This is a genomic window from Polaromonas sp. P1_F2, assembly GCF_056405735.1.
In genome coordinates this window covers 595,834-609,911 of the sequence record NZ_JBFUBN010000002.1, presented here as the reverse complement: position 1 = coordinate 609,911, position 14,078 = coordinate 595,834, and the positions used below count along the sequence as shown (strand labels likewise).

Sequence of the window (14,078 nt, the reverse complement as noted above, 5' to 3'; positions counted from 1 at the left end):
CGTTCAGGCGGCCTGGGTGCGCCGGAACACCAGCCGGTCGGGTCCGGAGGCCTTGGGGTCGAAGCGGTAACCCTCGGCGTCAAAGCCTTCGAGCTTTTTCACCGTGGCGATTTTTTTCTCGATCGCGTAGCGCGCCATGAGGCCGCGCGCGCGCTTGGCGAAGAAGCTGATGACCTTGTACTTGCCGCCCTTGAACTCCTCGAACACGCAGCTCACCACACGCGCCTTCAGCGCCTTGCGGTCCACGGCCTTGAAGTACTCCTCGCTGGCCAGGTTGACGATGACGGGAGAGGTGTCGGCCGCGGCGCGCTCATTGAGGTAGGCGGAAATCTGCGAGCCCCAGAACTGGTAGAGGTTTTTGCCTTGGGGCGTGGCCAGCGCCGTGCCCATTTCAAGCCGGTAGGGCTGCATGCGGTCCAGCGGCCGCAGCACGCCGTAGAGGCCGCTCAGGATGCAGAGATGGTCTTGCGCCCAGGCGAGCTGCGCCTCGTTCAGTGTTTTGGCATTGAGGCCGCCATACACATCGCCGTCAAAGGCCAGCGCAGCCTGTTTGGAGTTCTTCGCTGTGAACCTGGGCGACCAGGCCTGGTAGCGCGCCACGTTCAGGCCCGCCAGCGCGTCCGACAGCTTCATCAGCGTGCCGATCTGCTGCGGGGTCCGGGTTTTGAGCACGTCGATGAGCTGGGCCGACTGGCGGGTAAAGAGGGGTTGGGTGTGGGTGTCTACGTGCGGCGGCGTGTCGTAGTCCAGCGACTTGGCCGGCGAGATAAGAAACAGCATGCTTGGAATTGTTGGAGTAAGGGCGAAACCTCCACTTTACGACAGGCGCAGAACGGCACAGACAGCTGCCACTAAAAGCCCTAATGCAGGTCGCTCGCCAGTGAGGCCAAAGTTTCCGCCGCGATGTTCACGTGCGCCGGGTAATGCGTGTGGTCGCAGCCCAGCTTGACGCCGGCACCGGCTTTCACGGCCGCGCACATGGCCGGGTCCAGCTCGAAGCGCACAAAGTGCACGGCCGAGGTTTTTTCGTCGTTTTCACGGTCCATGTCCTCGTCGGCGATCGCGTAGACGCGAGCATGGCCCTCGACTTCCACGAACATGCGGTCTTCCACGCCTATGAGCCGCGCCAGTTCGCGCTTGCGCTCGTTGACGTCGGGGTACTCCAGCATCAGCGTGCCCTTCCAGTTGCTGCCGTCGGGCACCAGCGGGGCATAGGCTTCGATTTCCTGCTCTATGCCTTCTTCCTCGAAGATCTTCTCCACACGCAGCATTTCCTGGATCTGGTAGCGGATGCTGGTTTCGCTTTCAAACTGCAGGTTGATGTGCTCGCCCAGGCGCACGCTGCGCAGCTTGCGGTGGGCAATGATGGCGGCCTTGTTTTCCTTGCGGTATTTGCTGTAGGCCTCCAGCGTCATCAGGGAGTCGGGGGTGATCTTTCCGGTGGTCTTCATGGCGGCTTCCTCAGTGCTTACTTGAGGCCGTAGGCCGTGCGTATCAAAGTGAGCGGATGTTTTTGCGGCGGCGCGCCCAGGCTGTTGACCTCAAAACCCTGGGCGATGTGGTGGCCGCCCAGCGGGCAGTCGCTGCTGATCACGTCGGGCAGGCCGCCGTCCTTGTGGCTGGCCATGGCCTTGAAGAGCGGCTTGCCGATCTTCATGGCCTGCTGGTGGTAAGGCACCTTGACGCCGAAGGTGCCGGCATGGCCCGAACAGCGTTCGTGCGTGTGCACGCTGGTGCCGGGCACCATCTTGAGCATTTCCTCGGTTTTTTTGCCGATGTTCTGCACCCGGCCGTGGCAGGGAATCTGGTAGCTGACCTTGCCCAGCGGCGCGCTGAACTCCGTCTTGAGCAGGCCGTCGCGCTTGCGCGCCATCAGGTATTCAAACGGGTCCCACATGTGCTCCTTGACGAGCTGCACCTCGGCGTCATCGGGGTACATCAGCGGCAGTTCCTGCTTGAACATCAGGGTACAGCTGGGCACGGCGCTCAGGATGGCGTAGCCGTCTTTCGCGTACTTCACCAGTACCGGGATGTTGGCTTCCTTGCTGCTGTTCACCGAGGCCAGGTCGCCCAGCTCCAGCTTGGGCATGCCGCAGCATTTTTCTTTTTCGACGAGCACGTAGGGCACTTCGTTGTGGTCCAGCACCTTGAGCAGGTCGTGGCCTATGCCGGGCTCGTTGTAGTTGATGTAGCAGGTGGAATAGATCGCCACCTTGCCGGGCGTCTTGGCGCCGTCTTTCACCGCGTGGGGCGGCGATTCGGGCGCGCCGGAGCGGAATTTCTTCGTGGCGAGGTCCGGCAGCCAGGCGTTTTTGTCGACGCCCAGCACTTTTTCCATCACGGCGCGCGCCGGTTTGGTCTTGTTGACCGCATTGGCCACCTGGACCACGATGGGGATGCCGGCGAACTGGCCGTGCACGTCGGTGGAAGACAAAAACCTTTCCCCCGCGCCGACTTCACCCTTCTTGAACTTGATGGCTTTGGCGCGCAGCATGGTGTGGGGGAAGTCGAGGTTGAACTCATGCGGCGGCACATAAGGACACTTGGTCATGTAGCAGAGGTCGCACATATAGCACTGGTCGACCACTTTCATGTAGTCCTTCTTGTCCACGCCGTCGACCTCGCCGGTCTTGCTTTCGTCGACCAGGTCGAACAGCGTGGGGAAGGCGCCGCACAGGCTCACGCAGCGGCGGCAGCCATGGCAGATGTCGAAGATGCGCTCCATCTCGTGGAGGGCCGCGTCTTCGTTGTAGAAGTCCGGATTTTTCCAGTCGATCGCGTGGCGCGTGGGCGCCTGGAGGTTGCCTTCTGTGGCCATGCTTGCCTCTTCTTTTGAATCTCAGGTGGGGTTTGAGAAAAGACTCTCGTACGGAATCTTTTCCAAAACCCGCCACGCCTTGCGGCGCAGCGAGAAGTCAATTAATCGACCAGCTCTGCTAGAGCCTTGGTGTAGCGATTGGCGTGTGAACGCTCAGCTTTTGCCAGGGTCTCAAACCAGTCAGCCACTTCGTCATGGCCTTCGTCGCGCGCGGTCTTGGCCATGCCGGGGTACATGTCGGTGTACTCGTGGGTTTCGCCGGCCACGGCGGACGCGAGGTTGTCGCGGGTTGCGCCGAAGGGCATGCCGGTGGCGGGGTCGCCGCACTGCTCCAGCCATTCGAGGTGGCCGTGGGCATGGCCGGTTTCACCTTCCGCGGTAGAGCGGAACAGCGCCGCGACATCGGGCTGGCCTTCAACGTCGGCCTTGTTCGCAAAATAGAGGTAGCGGCGGTTGGCCTGTGATTCGCCGGCAAATGCGGCTTTCAGGTTCTCTTCCGTCCTGGAGCCTTTGAGAGCAGCCATGGAAATCTCCTTCGTGGGTTGATGGATGAACAAATCGCCAATGCTTCAAGCCCCTGCCCCAAAAGTCCAGGCGCGAAGACCGAAGACCAAAACACCTTAGACCTGTTCGGCCGCTTCGTCTAATTGCCGGAATCAATGCATGGAATTGAGAAAAACTATAAATACGTAAGTATTAATAATAATCATCAATTACAAGCCATACCGTCATGGCGCTTTGGGCTGGAGAGCCGAGGAGGTTGCCTCTCCTGATAATTACGTTATGGTAGATTGATTACGAATAGGTAAACAAGACAAGAGGCACAGCCCCCATGCCCGAGACAACACAAGCCCATGCCAAGCCGCCCGCCGCGCTGGCCGCCGCCTTCACCAACGGCTATGAATTCGCCCAGGGCGCGGGCTACACCCTGCCCGAATACCCTTTCATCGAGTCGCCGGAGCTGCGCACGGGCGAGGTCAAACGCCACGCGGTCGCCATCGTGGGCGGCGGCATCACGGGGCTGACGCTGGCCTGCGCGCTGGCGCAGTACGGCATCCGGGCTGTGCTGCTGGACGAGGACAACACCGTGGGCGTGAAAGGTGCCTCCTCGCGCGGCATCTGTTACGCGCAAAAAAGCCTGGAGATCTTCAAGCGCCTGGGCATTTACGAACGCATCGCGGCCAGGGGCGTGCAGTGGAGCGTGGGCCGCACCTTTGCGGGAAGCGACGAGGTCTACGCCTTCGACCTGCGCCAGCAGCAGACGCACTCGCTGAGCCGGCAGCCGCCCTTTATCAACATCCAGCAGTTTTATGTCGAGGGTTTCCTGGTCGAGCAGCTCTACAGTCCCGCACCCGAAGACCGCCTGGTCGATATCCGCTGGAGCCACCGCGTCACCGGTTTCGAGCAAAACGAGAACTTCGCGACGCTGCAACTGGAAACGCCGGCCGGCGCCTATACCCTGGAGGCTGAGCACGTGATCGACTGCAGCGGCTCGCGCAGCCCGTTTCGCGCCTGGTGCGGCGCCACGGTGACGGCGCAGCAGGGCGACGACCGCTGGTGCATTGCGGACGTGCGCTTCAAGAACCCGCCGCCGGTGGAGCGCCACACCTGGATAGAGGCGCCTTTCAACGAAGGCCGGGCCGTCTGGCAGCACCTGATGGCCGACGGCGTCTGGCGCATCGACTACCAGATGCCGCCGCACGCCAGGCCCGAAGACGTCAGCCGCGAGGACGTGGTGCGCGCCCGCCTCAAGGTGCAGTTCAAGAGCCAGGCTGGCCAGTTGCTGGACGATGGCGACTACGAGATCGTCTGGGTCGGCCCCTATGCCTACCGCAGCGAATGCCTGGACAGCCTGCGCCACGGCCGCGTGTTTTTTGCCGGCGATGCGGCCCATGTGATGAGCCCCTTCGGCGCGCGTGGCGGCAACTCGGGCGTGCAGGACGCCGACAATCTGGCCTGGAAGCTGGCCGCCGTGCTGCAGGGCCGCGCCGCGCCCGCCCTGCTCGACAGCTACCACCACGAGCGGCACGAGGCGGCCACGCACAACGTACGGGTCACCAACCGCACGGCGCGCTTCCTGCGGCCGGCTGACGGCGCCGAGAGGCTGTTTCGCACTGCGGCGCTGGGCCTGGCGCGCGAGCATGTGTTCGCGCGGCAGCTCGTCAACACCGGCCGGATGTCCACGCCGAATCACTACACGCGCTCGGTCGCCTGCGGCCCCTCCGGTGGCCGCGCGACGCAGAACGTGGGTTTTGCCTGGCCGGGCGGCCGCCCCGGCGAACTGCTGGACCTGCTGGCCTGGGCCCAGGGCCGTTTGCTGCTGCTGGCCTTTGGCGATGTCTCCTCCGCCGCGCTGGCGCGCCTGGCGGCGCTATCGGTGGAGGCCGGCATCCGCTGCATGCAGGTGGTTGGCCCCGGCGAGAAGGCTGCGGCCGTGGAACACGTGATTGACGACCAGGGCCACCTGCAGGCGACCTGCCATGTCTTCGGCCACGCCTGGGCGCTGCTCCGGCCCGACGGCCATGTGGCCGCCACCGGCGAGAGTGTGGACGCCTCGCTGGTCCACGCGGTGGCCGCCGCGCTGGGCGCACCCACCGGAAAGGAGACCGCATGAAAGCCGACAGCCCCTTGAGCACGCGCCTGCATTTCCAGGACGCGGACGCGTTTTACGAGTGCCTGCTGGACGCCCACCAGGGCCTGAGCCGCGAGGAATCCGAGCTGCTCAATGCCCGGCTGATCCTGCTGATGGCCAACCAGCTGGGCGATACCGCGGTGCTGCGGGCGTGTATCGTGGCCGCAAAGCCCGCGGCTCCAGCGGGCCAGACGGGGTAAATCAGGTCCGGGCCGCCTCAGTCGAATAAAATCAAGACAGTTTCCCCCAACCCCAAGGCGGCATCCCCTCGATGCCGTTTTTCATTGCCCCCATGACCAACGCCGCCGCCCCCGCCCTTGCCGATACCGCCACCCCCGCCGCGGAGGCCGTCAAAGTCCCGACACCGGGGCTGGACAGCCTGGCCAAATCCTTCGAGCCGGCCGCCATTGAGAGCCGCTGGGGCCCCGAATGGGAGCACAGCGGCCAGTACGAGCCCACGCTGGACGCGGCCAAACCCTCGTTCTCCATCCAGCTGCCGCCGCCCAACGTGACGGGAACGCTGCACATGGGCCACGCCTTTAACCAGACCATCATGGATTCGCTCACGCGCTACCACCGCATGCGCGGCCACAACACGCTGTGGGTTCCCGGCACCGACCACGCCGGCATCGCCACGCAGATCGTGGTGGAGCGCAAGCTGCAGGGCGAAGGCAAAAGCCGCCACGACCTGGGCCGCAAGAACTTCGTTGCGAAAGTCTGGGAGTGGAAAGAAGAGTCCGGCACCACCATCACGCGCCAGATGCGCCGCATGGGCGACTCGGTGGCCTGGAAGCACGAGTACTTCACCATGGACCCGAAGATGTCCACGGTGGTCACCTCGACCTTTGTGCAGCTGTATGAGCAGGGCCTGATCTACCGCGGCAAGCGCCTGGTGAACTGGGACCCCATCCTCAAGTCCGCCGTGTCCGACCTGGAAGTCGAGAACGAAGAGCGCGACAGCTTCATGTGGCATATCGAATATCCGTTCAGCGACGGCCCGCAGAAGGCCGCCGACGGCTCGCCGCTGCGCGGCATGCACATCGCCACCACGCGGCCCGAAACCATGCTGGCCGACGGCGCGCTGGCGGTGCACCCCGACGACGAACGCTACAAACACCTGGTCGGCAAGATGGTCGACCTGCCGCTGTGCGACCGCAAGATCCCGGTGATCACCGACGACTACGTGGACCCGGCCTTCGGCAGCGGCGTGGTGAAGATCACCGGCGCGCACGACTTCAACGACTACCAGGTCGCGCTGCGCCACGGCCTCCCACTGATCACCATCTTCACGCTGGACGCGAAGATCAACGAAAACGGCCCGGTGCAATACCAGGGCCTGGACCGCTACGACTGCCGCAAGGCGGTGCTGAAAGACCTGGAAGAACAAGGCTTCCTCGAAAAAGCCGTGCCGCACAAAAACATGGTGCCGGTCTGCGCACGCACCGGCGCGGTGGTCGAGCCCATGCTGACCGACCAGTGGTTTGTCGCGCTGAGCAAGGTCAGCGAGCAAGACCCAACCGGAAAATCCATTTCGCAGAAGGCGCGCGACGCCGTGAGCAGCGGCGAGGTCAAGTTTGTGCCCGAGCAGTGGGTCAACACCTACAACCAGTGGATGAACAATATCCAGGACTGGTGCATCTCGCGCCAGCTCTGGTGGGGCCACCAGATCCCGGCCTGGTATGACGAAGACGGCAAGGTCTATGTCGCCACCAGCGAAGAAGAGGCGCAGAAGCAGGCGCCCGGCAAAAAGCTCACGCGTGACGAAGATGTGCTGGACACCTGGTACTCGTCGGCGCTGGTGCCTTTCTCGTCACTGGGCTGGCCCGAGAAGACCAAGGAGTTGGACCTCTTCCTGCCCTCCAGCGTGCTGGTCACCGGCTACGACATCATCTTCTTCTGGGTCGCCCGGATGATCATGATGACCACGCACTTCACGGGCCAGGTGCCGTTCAAACACGTGTACATCCACGGCCTGGTGAAAGACGCCCAGGGCAAGAAGATGAGCAAGTCCGAAGGCAATGTGCTGGACCCGGTCGATTTGATCGACGGCATCGAGTTGGCGCCTTTGCTTGAAAAACGTTCGCAAGGCCTGCGCAAGCCCGAGACCGCACCGCAGGTTCGCAAGAACACCGAAAAGGAATTTCCCGACGGCATCCCGGGCTATGGCGCCGATGCGCTGCGTTTCACCTTCGCCTCGCTGGCCAGCCTGGGCCGCAGCATCAACTTCGACAGCAAGCGCTGCGAAGGCTACCGCAACTTCTGCAACAAGCTCTGGAACGCATCCGTCTTCACTTTGATGAATTGCGAAGGCCGGGACTGCGGGCTCGAAGAGCACAGCAAGGAACAATGCGCGCCCGGCGGCGAGTTCCACAACTACCTGAGTTTCTCGCAGGCCGACCGCTGGATCTCGTCGACCATGCAGCGCGTCGAAGCCGACGTGGCCAAGGGCTTTGCCGACTACCGCCTCGACAACGTCGCCGGCAGCATCTACCAGTTTGTCTGGAATGAGTTCTGCGACTGGTACCTGGAAATCGCCAAGGTTCAAATCAGGGATGGCAGTGAAGCGCAAAAGCGCGCCACGCGCCGCACCCTGATCCGCACGCTGGAGGCCATCCTGCGCCTGGCGCATCCGCTGATTCCTTTCATCACGGAAGAGCTGTGGCAAAAGGTTGCGCCCGTTGCCGGCAAGACGGGGAAATTCATCGGCGTCGCGCCCTATCCACAAAGCCAGCCCGAGAAGATCGACGAGAAGGCCGAGGCCCACGTTGCCAAGCTCAAGACCCTGGTCGACGCCTGCCGCAACCTGCGCGGTGAGATGAAGGTCTCACCGGCCACGCGCCTGCCGCTGTTTGTGGTCGGCGACAGCGCCTTCATGACCGGCATGGCGCCCGTGCTCAAGTCGCTGGCCAAGCTCAGCGAGGTCAAAGTGTTCGACGACCAAGCCGGCTGGGCCGCCGCGGCACAGTCCGCACCGGTAGCCATCGTCGGCGAAGCGCGCCTGTGCCTTTTCATGGAAGTCGATCTGGCGGCGGAAAAGATGCGCCTGCAAAAGGAAGAGGCTCGCCTGACGGGAGAGATCACCAAGTCCGAGACCAAGCTCGCCAATGAAGCTTTCGTCAGCAAGGTGCCCCCTGCCGTGCTGGAACAGGAACGCAAGCGCCTGGCCGATAACCAGGCGGCACTGGCCAAAATCCGCGAGCAACTGGCACGCTTGAAATAAAGCCGGAAAACCGTCCACAAAAAAGCCCCGTTCAACGGGGCTTTTTTTATGGCGGCCGCGTGTTCAGCGGATCATGAATTCGGGCTCGGACCATTGGGAGGGTGTTACACCACCCGGCAAATCCAGGCCCATGGAACCGCTGGGCAACTGGTCCATGCCGCTGTGCGGCGCCGAGCCTATGGCCTCATGCATGCGGTGCGCCACATACCAGCTCGAGCGCAGGCGCGCCTCGCGTGTGTGCGAGCCCAGGCGCGGCGTGACGAACAGGTTCTTGAGGCCCTTGAGCGGCGAGGTGTCGCCCAGGAAGCTGGCTTCGGCGCCGTCCAGGATGCAGGCCTCGATGCGGCCGTCGCACAGCGCCGCGGCCAGCGCGGCTTCGTCGAACAGTTCGCTGCGGCTGATGCCCACCCACAGCTGGTTGCGCCTGCAGGCGGCCAGCAGTTTTTCATTCACAAAGCCGCGGAAACGCGTGGCATAAAGCATCTGCACCGAGACCGCGTCGGCCTGGCTGACCAGTTCAGGCAGGGATACCGGCTGTATGCGCAGGCGCTCCCAGATCGGCGCCGTGTGGTGCACCGCCGGGTCGTAGCCGATCAGGCGCACGCCCAGGCCGTTCAGCATGCCGGCCAGCGTGTGCGCCGTCGGCGCCAGGCCCAGGATGCCCACGGTGCTGCCGTGCAGTTCGCGGCCCATCTGCGTCGTCGGGTGGCGGCGCCCCATCAGGGCCGAGACCAGGCCGCGGCGGTACAGCAGCAGCAGGCTGCTGAGCAGGTATTCGGCATTGGAGCGCACATTGGCGCTGCTGGCATGCACGACCTTGATGTCGCGCTCCTTGCAGGCCTCGAGGTCGGTGTTGTCCGTGCCCACATGCAGGCGGCCCACGGCCTTGATTTTGGGCAGGAAGTCAAGGAATTCGCGCGTCACCACGGTCTGGCGCGGAAACACGATACCCTTGGTCTTGTAGGCGATCTTGCGCAGGGAAGCTAGGTCGTCGGCGAGCTCCGGGTGGTAGCCCACGCTGTGGCGGGTCTCGAGCCAGGCCATGGCCTCGGGCACCAGCGCGTCAAGAAGTAAGATGTCCACCCAGTGAGTCCTTTTTCCTGCAGACCGCAATTCGCGCGGATTGACCACGTCAAGTCGGGCGTTTGTCCGACCTGAAGCGATGTATCAACAACGCAACACTCTAGTCTTTTCCCCGATCAAAGTCGATGCAAAAATTTACATTACACAAAGCAGTGTTCCCGGTGGCCGGTCTCGGCACCCGGTTTCTACCGGCCACCAAGGCCCAACCCAAGGAGATGCTCCCGGTTGTCGACAAGCCTCTCATCCAATACGCGGTCGAAGAGGCTTACGCAGCAGGCATCCGCCACATGATTTTTGTGACAGGACGCAATAAACGGGCCATAGAAGACCACTTTGATACTGCTTACGAGCTTGAGAACGAGCTTGAGGTAGCCCAAAAGCACAAGCTCCTGGACCTGGTCCGCTCCGTCCAGCCCGACGACATGAACTTTTCCTATGTGCGCCAGCCCCGCTCCCTGGGCCTGGGCCATGCGGTGCTGTGCGCCGAACACCTGGTCGGCCAGGAGGCTTTTGCCGTGCTGCTGGCCGACGACCTGATGGTCGGCCCCCAAGGCGGCAAATCCGTCCTGGCCCAGATGGCCGAGCAGTTCAAGGAAGTGCAGCAGTCCATCCTGGCGGTGCAGGAAGTGCCGCAGGACCAGACCCGCCGCTACGGCATCGTTGCCACCGACGGCGCCAGCACCGGCCTCATGAAAGTGAAGAAAATCGTCGAAAAACCCGCGCCCGAAGCCGCCCCGTCGCGCATGGGCGTTGCCGGCCGTTACATCCTGACGCCGGCCATCTTTGAGCACATCCGCAGCCAGAACGCCGGCGTGGGCGGCGAGCTGCAGCTCACCGACGGCATTTCAAGCCTGCTCGACAAAGAGAACGTTTATGCCTTTCAGTACGAGGGTAAACGCTATGACTGCGGCAGCAAGGAAGGTTTTCTGGAGGCTACCGTCGAGCTGGCGCTGCAGCACCCCGAGGTGGGCGTGCACTTCCGCAATTACCTCGACAATCTGCAGATCGGCTGGTCGGGCCGGGAACGCCGCAAGCAGGCTTGAACGGCTTGCGGATTTGACGGTCTGGCGGCTCGGCGCCGTCTCAACGCCGTTTGAGCACGTGGATAAAGTCGCTGCCGGCGACCTGCTGCTCGACCAGCTCATTGCCCGTCTGCTTGGCAAAGGCCTGAAAATCCCGGGTCGAGCCCGAATCGGTGGACACCACACGCAGCAACTGGCCGCTCAGCATTTCCGTCAACGCCTTTTTGGCTTTCAGGATGGGCAGCGGGCAGTTCAGGCCGCGGGTGTCGAGTTCTTTGTCGATGTTCATGAAAATCCTTGGGTTGCCGCGATTTTAAGCAAAGCGCAATAGCCCTTTAACGGGCTTTACCCGAGGCCGCGCGGCATGCCCGGTCCTATTCCGTCCTCTTCGCCCATTCCACAAACTCAGGCTCGTGCCCTCGCGTGCGCAGCCAGTCGGCCAGCGCATAGCCGGTGCCTGCGGGCCAGCACTTGAGCTTGTCCAGGTCATAAAGCCTGTAGTCCACCAGCTCGGGCGAGAGGCTGACCTCCCCCGTGCAGACCGCGTGGTAGGCAATGATGATCTGGTTCATGCGCTGGAAGTCGTAGACGCCGATCAGGTCCAGCGAGCTGGTTTCCAGGTTGGTTTCTTCCTTGATTTCCCGCTCAATCCCGCCCTGCGGCGTCTCGCCCGCCTCCATAAAGCCCGTGATCAGCGCATACATCTTGCCCGGCCAGGCCGCGTTGCGCGCCAGCAGCACCTGGCCGTGGTATTCAATCACCGCGGCCAGCACCGGCGTCGGGTTATTCCAGTGGGTGAATCCACAGGCCGGGCAACGCAGCCGCGCTTTTTCGCCGCCGTCCTCCATCTGCGACACCATGGCCAGCGGCGTCGCGCAGTTCGGGCAAAACCGGAATTCATGGGTCATGGTGGGGGATCAGAATTAAAAAGAAGGGAAAGGAAAGAAAGCGCGCCGGCCGCCGGGGCTTCAACAGTTTCGAACGCGCATCAGGCGGGTAAAAGAGAGCAGGCCCTCAAGCCGGAAACACGCCGGTCGACAGGTAACGGTCGCCCCGGTCGCAGACCACAAACACAATCACCGCGTTCTGGACGGTCTTGGCGATCTCCTGCGCTACCCAGAGGGCGCCCGCAGCCGAGATCCCGGCAAAGATGCCTTCCTCGCGCGCCATGCGCCGGCACATGTCCTCGGCGTCGGCCTGGCTCACCAGCACCAGCTCATCGACCTGGCGCGGGTCATAGATCTTGGGCAGGTATTCCTGCGGCCATTTGCGGATTCCGGGGATGCGCGAGCCCTCGCTGGGCTGGGCGCCAATCACCCTGATGGCCGGGTTTTTCTCTTTGAGGTAGCGCGAAACCCCGGTAATCGTGCCCGTCGTACCCATGGCACTGACAAAATGTGTCACCTTGCCTGACGTATCTGTCCATATTTCCGGGCCGGTGGTCTCGTAATGGATGCGCGGATTGTCGGCATTCGCGAACTGGTCCAGCACCCGGCCCTTGCCCTCTTTCTGCATCTGGTCGGCCAGGTCGCGCGAGTATTCGATGCCCGCGCTTTTGGGCGTCAGGATCAGTTCGGCGCCAAAAGCCTTCATGGTCTGGGCCCGCTCAATGCTCAGGTCCTCCGGCATGATCAAAACCATCTTGTAGCCCTTGATCGCCGCCGCCATCGCCAGGGCAATACCCGTATTGCCCGAAGTGGCTTCAATCAGCGTGTCGCCCGGCTTGATGTCGCCGCGCTCCTCGGCCCGCTTGATCATCGAGAGCGCCGGCCTGTCTTTGACCGAGCCTGCCGGGTTGTTGCCTTCAAGCTTGCCGAGGATCACATTGCCCCGTGCGGCGTTCTCGGCGGCGTAGATGCGTTGCAGCGCGACCAGAGGCGTTTTGCCAATCGCGTCTTCAATGGTGGGATAGTTCATGACCACACTGTGCCATAATTTGAGGCTTCGCTCATTCCAGCCCGGGTGGTGAAATTGGTAGACGCAGGGGACTCAAAATCCCCCGCCGAAAGGCGTGCCGGTTCGATTCCGGCCCCGGGCACCATGGCTTTTCTTGAGTCATGGGATTGCAGTTTGCCCGCTGGTGCTCCCGCCAGCGTCGCGGCACCCAATCCAGCATTCATATACGACGCACAAATGCGGTTGATGGCCACCCGTGCCTCGGTCAACCCCTCCCCCGCCAAACCTACATCAACGCGCCGAGCCCTTTTAGTTCGCAGGCTTAAATCCGCCTCGCTTACCGAATCAAGTTCCCAGCATCTTTTGCCGCTTTCAATACGGCGGTCCACTCCGGAAGTTGAATGTATTCAGCGTCCGATAACTTTGTTCCATATCGTTGAAGGACCGTCTCTATAGCTTCAACCAGCTTTGAGATTTCAGCCGCCTCTTCAGCGCTGGCCATATCCATCCAATTGTTGAGGCCGGATCGGATGCCAAGTGCGTATCGTCATACAAATAATGAACGGCATAGTCAAACTCATCGTGAACTACGGTCCCCTCTGAACCTCCAAGAACCCAGACTCTTCGTTGGTAGTCAATATCGGAGAGCTCATTTAGATGCTGAATCAGCTCAGCTCGCATTCCAGGGAATTTAATGTCAATCATCGTTTGAGACTCTGCGACCAATCACAAGCCTCGCAAGCCAAGCCTCAGTTGTTGGACTTGCTCTTCTTCGTCAACTCTCGTAGCGAGTAACGGAGTTCCTCCGCCACTTCTTCGTCGCTCTCAATACGAAGCGCCGCCTTCAAGTCTGGTGCGAGTATCCTTAGGTTCAGACGATGCGCCCAGTCAGCGGCCTTGGTTCGCACTCGGGAGCTCTTGTCTGCCAGACTCTTTCGAATCATGGAGACGGACTCATGAGTTGGAATTTTTGAATTTAGGCACAGAAGCGCATTGTGTCAAATATGAGCCTGCTTCGCGTCCGACATCTGCCTTATCAACAGCATCGCTCTTTCGTCCTTTTCGACAATCTCGCCCAGGAACTCAGTGCTGACGTGGTATACGTTTTCCCGCTTGTCCGATGCTCCTTGTGCTGTGGCATCCAAATCTTCTCCCGAGACCTCAGACCCAGAGGAAAGAGCATCGAATACGGCGAGAAGTGAACGCTCTAAAGCCCGGCTCTTCGGGCGCACAAATCTTTCAAGATATTTCTGAACGTAGGTTCGATCGTAGACCATACAGCTTCCCATCAATCTAGTTCCAGCGGGAATCGAGGTAACAAGATCGCGGAAACATCGGCGCACTTTGAGGGCGATCCACACAACTCAGCCTCAAAGGAGAAGATCAAGAATCTATCCACATCGTGAG

15 protein-coding genes and 1 tRNA gene are annotated in these 14,078 nt (G+C 62.0%); 5 read left to right on the top strand and 11 right to left on the bottom strand.

All coding sequences use genetic code 11. The features are described 5' to 3' along the window. Window positions 1-3: 3 nt before the first annotated feature. The 4 genes from yaaA to AC1D0O_RS06650 all read right to left on the bottom strand — a co-directional run bounded on the left by yaaA (window position 4) and on the right by AC1D0O_RS06650 (window position 3,342). The gene (yaaA, locus tag AC1D0O_RS06665) at window positions 4-780 is read right to left on the bottom strand and encodes a peroxide stress protein YaaA (RefSeq protein WP_477652740.1); all 777 of its coding nucleotides are present in this window, start codon (window positions 778-780) and stop codon (window positions 4-6) included. An 80-nt stretch (window positions 781-860) separates the two neighbouring features. After that, complete coding sequence (locus AC1D0O_RS06660) at window positions 861-1,451, bottom strand: DUF3501 family protein (protein ID WP_477652739.1); 591 nt, start codon at window positions 1,449-1,451, stop codon at window positions 861-863. A 17-nt stretch (window positions 1,452-1,468) separates the two neighbouring features. Beyond that, window positions 1,469-2,818, bottom strand: a complete 1,350-nt coding sequence (locus AC1D0O_RS06655; protein ID WP_477652738.1) for a (Fe-S)-binding protein — start codon at window positions 2,816-2,818, stop codon at window positions 1,469-1,471. A gap of 101 nt (window positions 2,819-2,919) precedes the next feature. Further along, window positions 2,920-3,342 (bottom strand): rubrerythrin family protein, encoded by a 423-nt coding sequence (locus AC1D0O_RS06650; RefSeq protein WP_411879083.1) that lies wholly within the window; start codon window positions 3,340-3,342, stop codon window positions 2,920-2,922. 308 nt (window positions 3,343-3,650) lie between these two features. Here AC1D0O_RS06650 and AC1D0O_RS06645 point away from each other — a divergent pair, with 308 nt between their 5' ends. The 3 genes from AC1D0O_RS06645 (at window position 3,651) to AC1D0O_RS06635 (ending at window position 8,670) form a co-directional block, all read left to right on the top strand. Further along, a complete protein-coding gene (locus tag AC1D0O_RS06645) occupies window positions 3,651-5,432 on the top strand; it encodes an FAD-dependent oxidoreductase (protein ID WP_477652737.1) in 1,782 nt (593 codons plus the stop codon). Next, on the top strand, window positions 5,429-5,650 hold the full coding sequence (locus AC1D0O_RS06640; protein ID WP_477652736.1) for a DUF2783 domain-containing protein: 222 nt from the start codon (window positions 5,429-5,431) through the stop codon (window positions 5,648-5,650). Before AC1D0O_RS06645 ends, AC1D0O_RS06640 begins: the two co-directional genes overlap by 4 nt. 71 nt (window positions 5,651-5,721) lie before the next feature. After that, window positions 5,722-8,670, top strand: coding sequence for a valine--tRNA ligase (locus tag AC1D0O_RS06635; RefSeq protein ID WP_477652735.1), 2,949 nt, complete (start codon window positions 5,722-5,724; stop codon window positions 8,668-8,670). A gap of 63 nt (window positions 8,671-8,733) precedes the next feature. On the opposite strand, the gene AC1D0O_RS06630 is transcribed toward AC1D0O_RS06635, so the two are convergent. Then, a complete protein-coding gene (locus AC1D0O_RS06630) occupies window positions 8,734-9,753 on the bottom strand; it encodes an NAD(P)-dependent oxidoreductase (protein WP_477652734.1) in 1,020 nt (339 codons plus the stop codon). Window positions 9,754-9,878: 125 nt separating this feature from the next. Between AC1D0O_RS06630 and galU the strand changes: the two genes are divergently transcribed. Next, window positions 9,879-10,796, top strand: a complete 918-nt coding sequence (gene galU / locus AC1D0O_RS06625) for a UTP--glucose-1-phosphate uridylyltransferase GalU (RefSeq protein WP_477652733.1) — start codon at window positions 9,879-9,881, stop codon at window positions 10,794-10,796. Window positions 10,797-10,836: 40 nt separating this feature from the next. Here the strand turns inward: galU and AC1D0O_RS06620 are convergent, their stop codons facing one another. From AC1D0O_RS06620 to cysM, 3 genes are all read right to left on the bottom strand, one after another. Beyond that, window positions 10,837-11,064 carry a sulfurtransferase TusA family protein gene (locus tag AC1D0O_RS06620; protein WP_092130867.1) on the bottom strand — a complete coding sequence of 76 codons (228 nt, stop codon included), beginning with the start codon at window positions 11,062-11,064 and terminating at the stop codon, window positions 10,837-10,839. Between the two features lie 85 nt (window positions 11,065-11,149). Beyond that, window positions 11,150-11,683 carry an NUDIX hydrolase gene (locus AC1D0O_RS06615; protein ID WP_436153484.1) on the bottom strand — a complete coding sequence of 178 codons (534 nt, stop codon included), beginning with the start codon at window positions 11,681-11,683 and terminating at the stop codon, window positions 11,150-11,152. Window positions 11,684-11,789: 106 nt separating this feature from the next. Further along, window positions 11,790-12,692 (bottom strand): cysteine synthase CysM, encoded by a 903-nt coding sequence (gene cysM / locus AC1D0O_RS06610; RefSeq protein ID WP_477652732.1) that lies wholly within the window; start codon window positions 12,690-12,692, stop codon window positions 11,790-11,792. Window positions 12,693-12,731: 39 nt separating this feature from the next. On the opposite strand from cysM, the gene AC1D0O_RS06605 reads away from it, so the two are divergent. Further along, a tRNA-Leu gene (locus AC1D0O_RS06605) sits at window positions 12,732-12,816 on the top strand. 192 nt (window positions 12,817-13,008) lie between these two features. Here the strand turns inward: AC1D0O_RS06605 and AC1D0O_RS06600 are convergent. The 3 genes from AC1D0O_RS06600 to AC1D0O_RS06590 form a co-directional block, all read right to left on the bottom strand. Continuing rightward, window positions 13,009-13,173 carry an SCO4402 family protein gene (locus tag AC1D0O_RS06600; RefSeq protein WP_477652731.1) on the bottom strand — a complete coding sequence of 55 codons (165 nt, stop codon included), beginning with the start codon at window positions 13,171-13,173 and terminating at the stop codon, window positions 13,009-13,011. Further along, on the bottom strand, window positions 13,122-13,376 hold the full coding sequence (locus tag AC1D0O_RS06595) for an SCO4402 family protein (RefSeq protein WP_477652730.1): 255 nt from the start codon (window positions 13,374-13,376) through the stop codon (window positions 13,122-13,124). The genes AC1D0O_RS06600 and AC1D0O_RS06595 overlap by 52 nt, the downstream gene beginning before the upstream one ends. A gap of 293 nt (window positions 13,377-13,669) precedes the next feature. Next, entirely contained in the window at window positions 13,670-13,948 is a 279-nt protein-coding gene (locus tag AC1D0O_RS06590) for a hypothetical protein (protein WP_477652729.1), read from the bottom strand. Window positions 13,949-14,078 lie beyond the last annotated feature (130 nt).

Coding starts and splice junctions, on each gene's coding strand:
- yaaA (WP_477652740.1), bottom strand. CDS start 780: ATGCTGTTTCTTATCTCGCCGGCCAAGTCGCTGGACTACGACACGCCG.
- AC1D0O_RS06660 (WP_477652739.1), bottom strand. CDS start 1,451: ATGAAGACCACCGGAAAGATCACCCCCGACTCCCTGATGACGCTGGAG.
- AC1D0O_RS06655 (WP_477652738.1), bottom strand. CDS start 2,818: ATGGCCACAGAAGGCAACCTCCAGGCGCCCACGCGCCACGCGATCGAC.
- AC1D0O_RS06650 (WP_411879083.1), bottom strand. CDS start 3,342: ATGGCTGCTCTCAAAGGCTCCAGGACGGAAGAGAACCTGAAAGCCGCA.
- AC1D0O_RS06645 (WP_477652737.1), top strand. CDS start 3,651: ATGCCCGAGACAACACAAGCCCATGCCAAGCCGCCCGCCGCGCTGGCC.
- AC1D0O_RS06640 (WP_477652736.1), top strand. CDS start 5,429: ATGAAAGCCGACAGCCCCTTGAGCACGCGCCTGCATTTCCAGGACGCG.
- AC1D0O_RS06635 (WP_477652735.1), top strand. CDS start 5,722: ATGCCGTTTTTCATTGCCCCCATGACCAACGCCGCCGCCCCCGCCCTT.
- galU (WP_477652733.1), top strand. CDS start 9,879: ATGCAAAAATTTACATTACACAAAGCAGTGTTCCCGGTGGCCGGTCTC.
- AC1D0O_RS06620 (WP_092130867.1), bottom strand. CDS start 11,064: ATGAACATCGACAAAGAACTCGACACCCGCGGCCTGAACTGCCCGCTG.
- AC1D0O_RS06615 (WP_436153484.1), bottom strand. CDS start 11,683: ATGACCCATGAATTCCGGTTTTGCCCGAACTGCGCGACGCCGCTGGCC.
- cysM (WP_477652732.1), bottom strand. CDS start 12,692: ATGAACTATCCCACCATTGAAGACGCGATTGGCAAAACGCCTCTGGTC.
- AC1D0O_RS06600 (WP_477652731.1), bottom strand. CDS start 13,173: ATGGCCAGCGCTGAAGAGGCGGCTGAAATCTCAAAGCTGGTTGAAGCT.
- AC1D0O_RS06595 (WP_477652730.1), bottom strand. CDS start 13,376: ATGATTGACATTAAATTCCCTGGAATGCGAGCTGAGCTGATTCAGCAT.
- AC1D0O_RS06590 (WP_477652729.1), bottom strand. CDS start 13,948: ATGGTCTACGATCGAACCTACGTTCAGAAATATCTTGAAAGATTTGTG.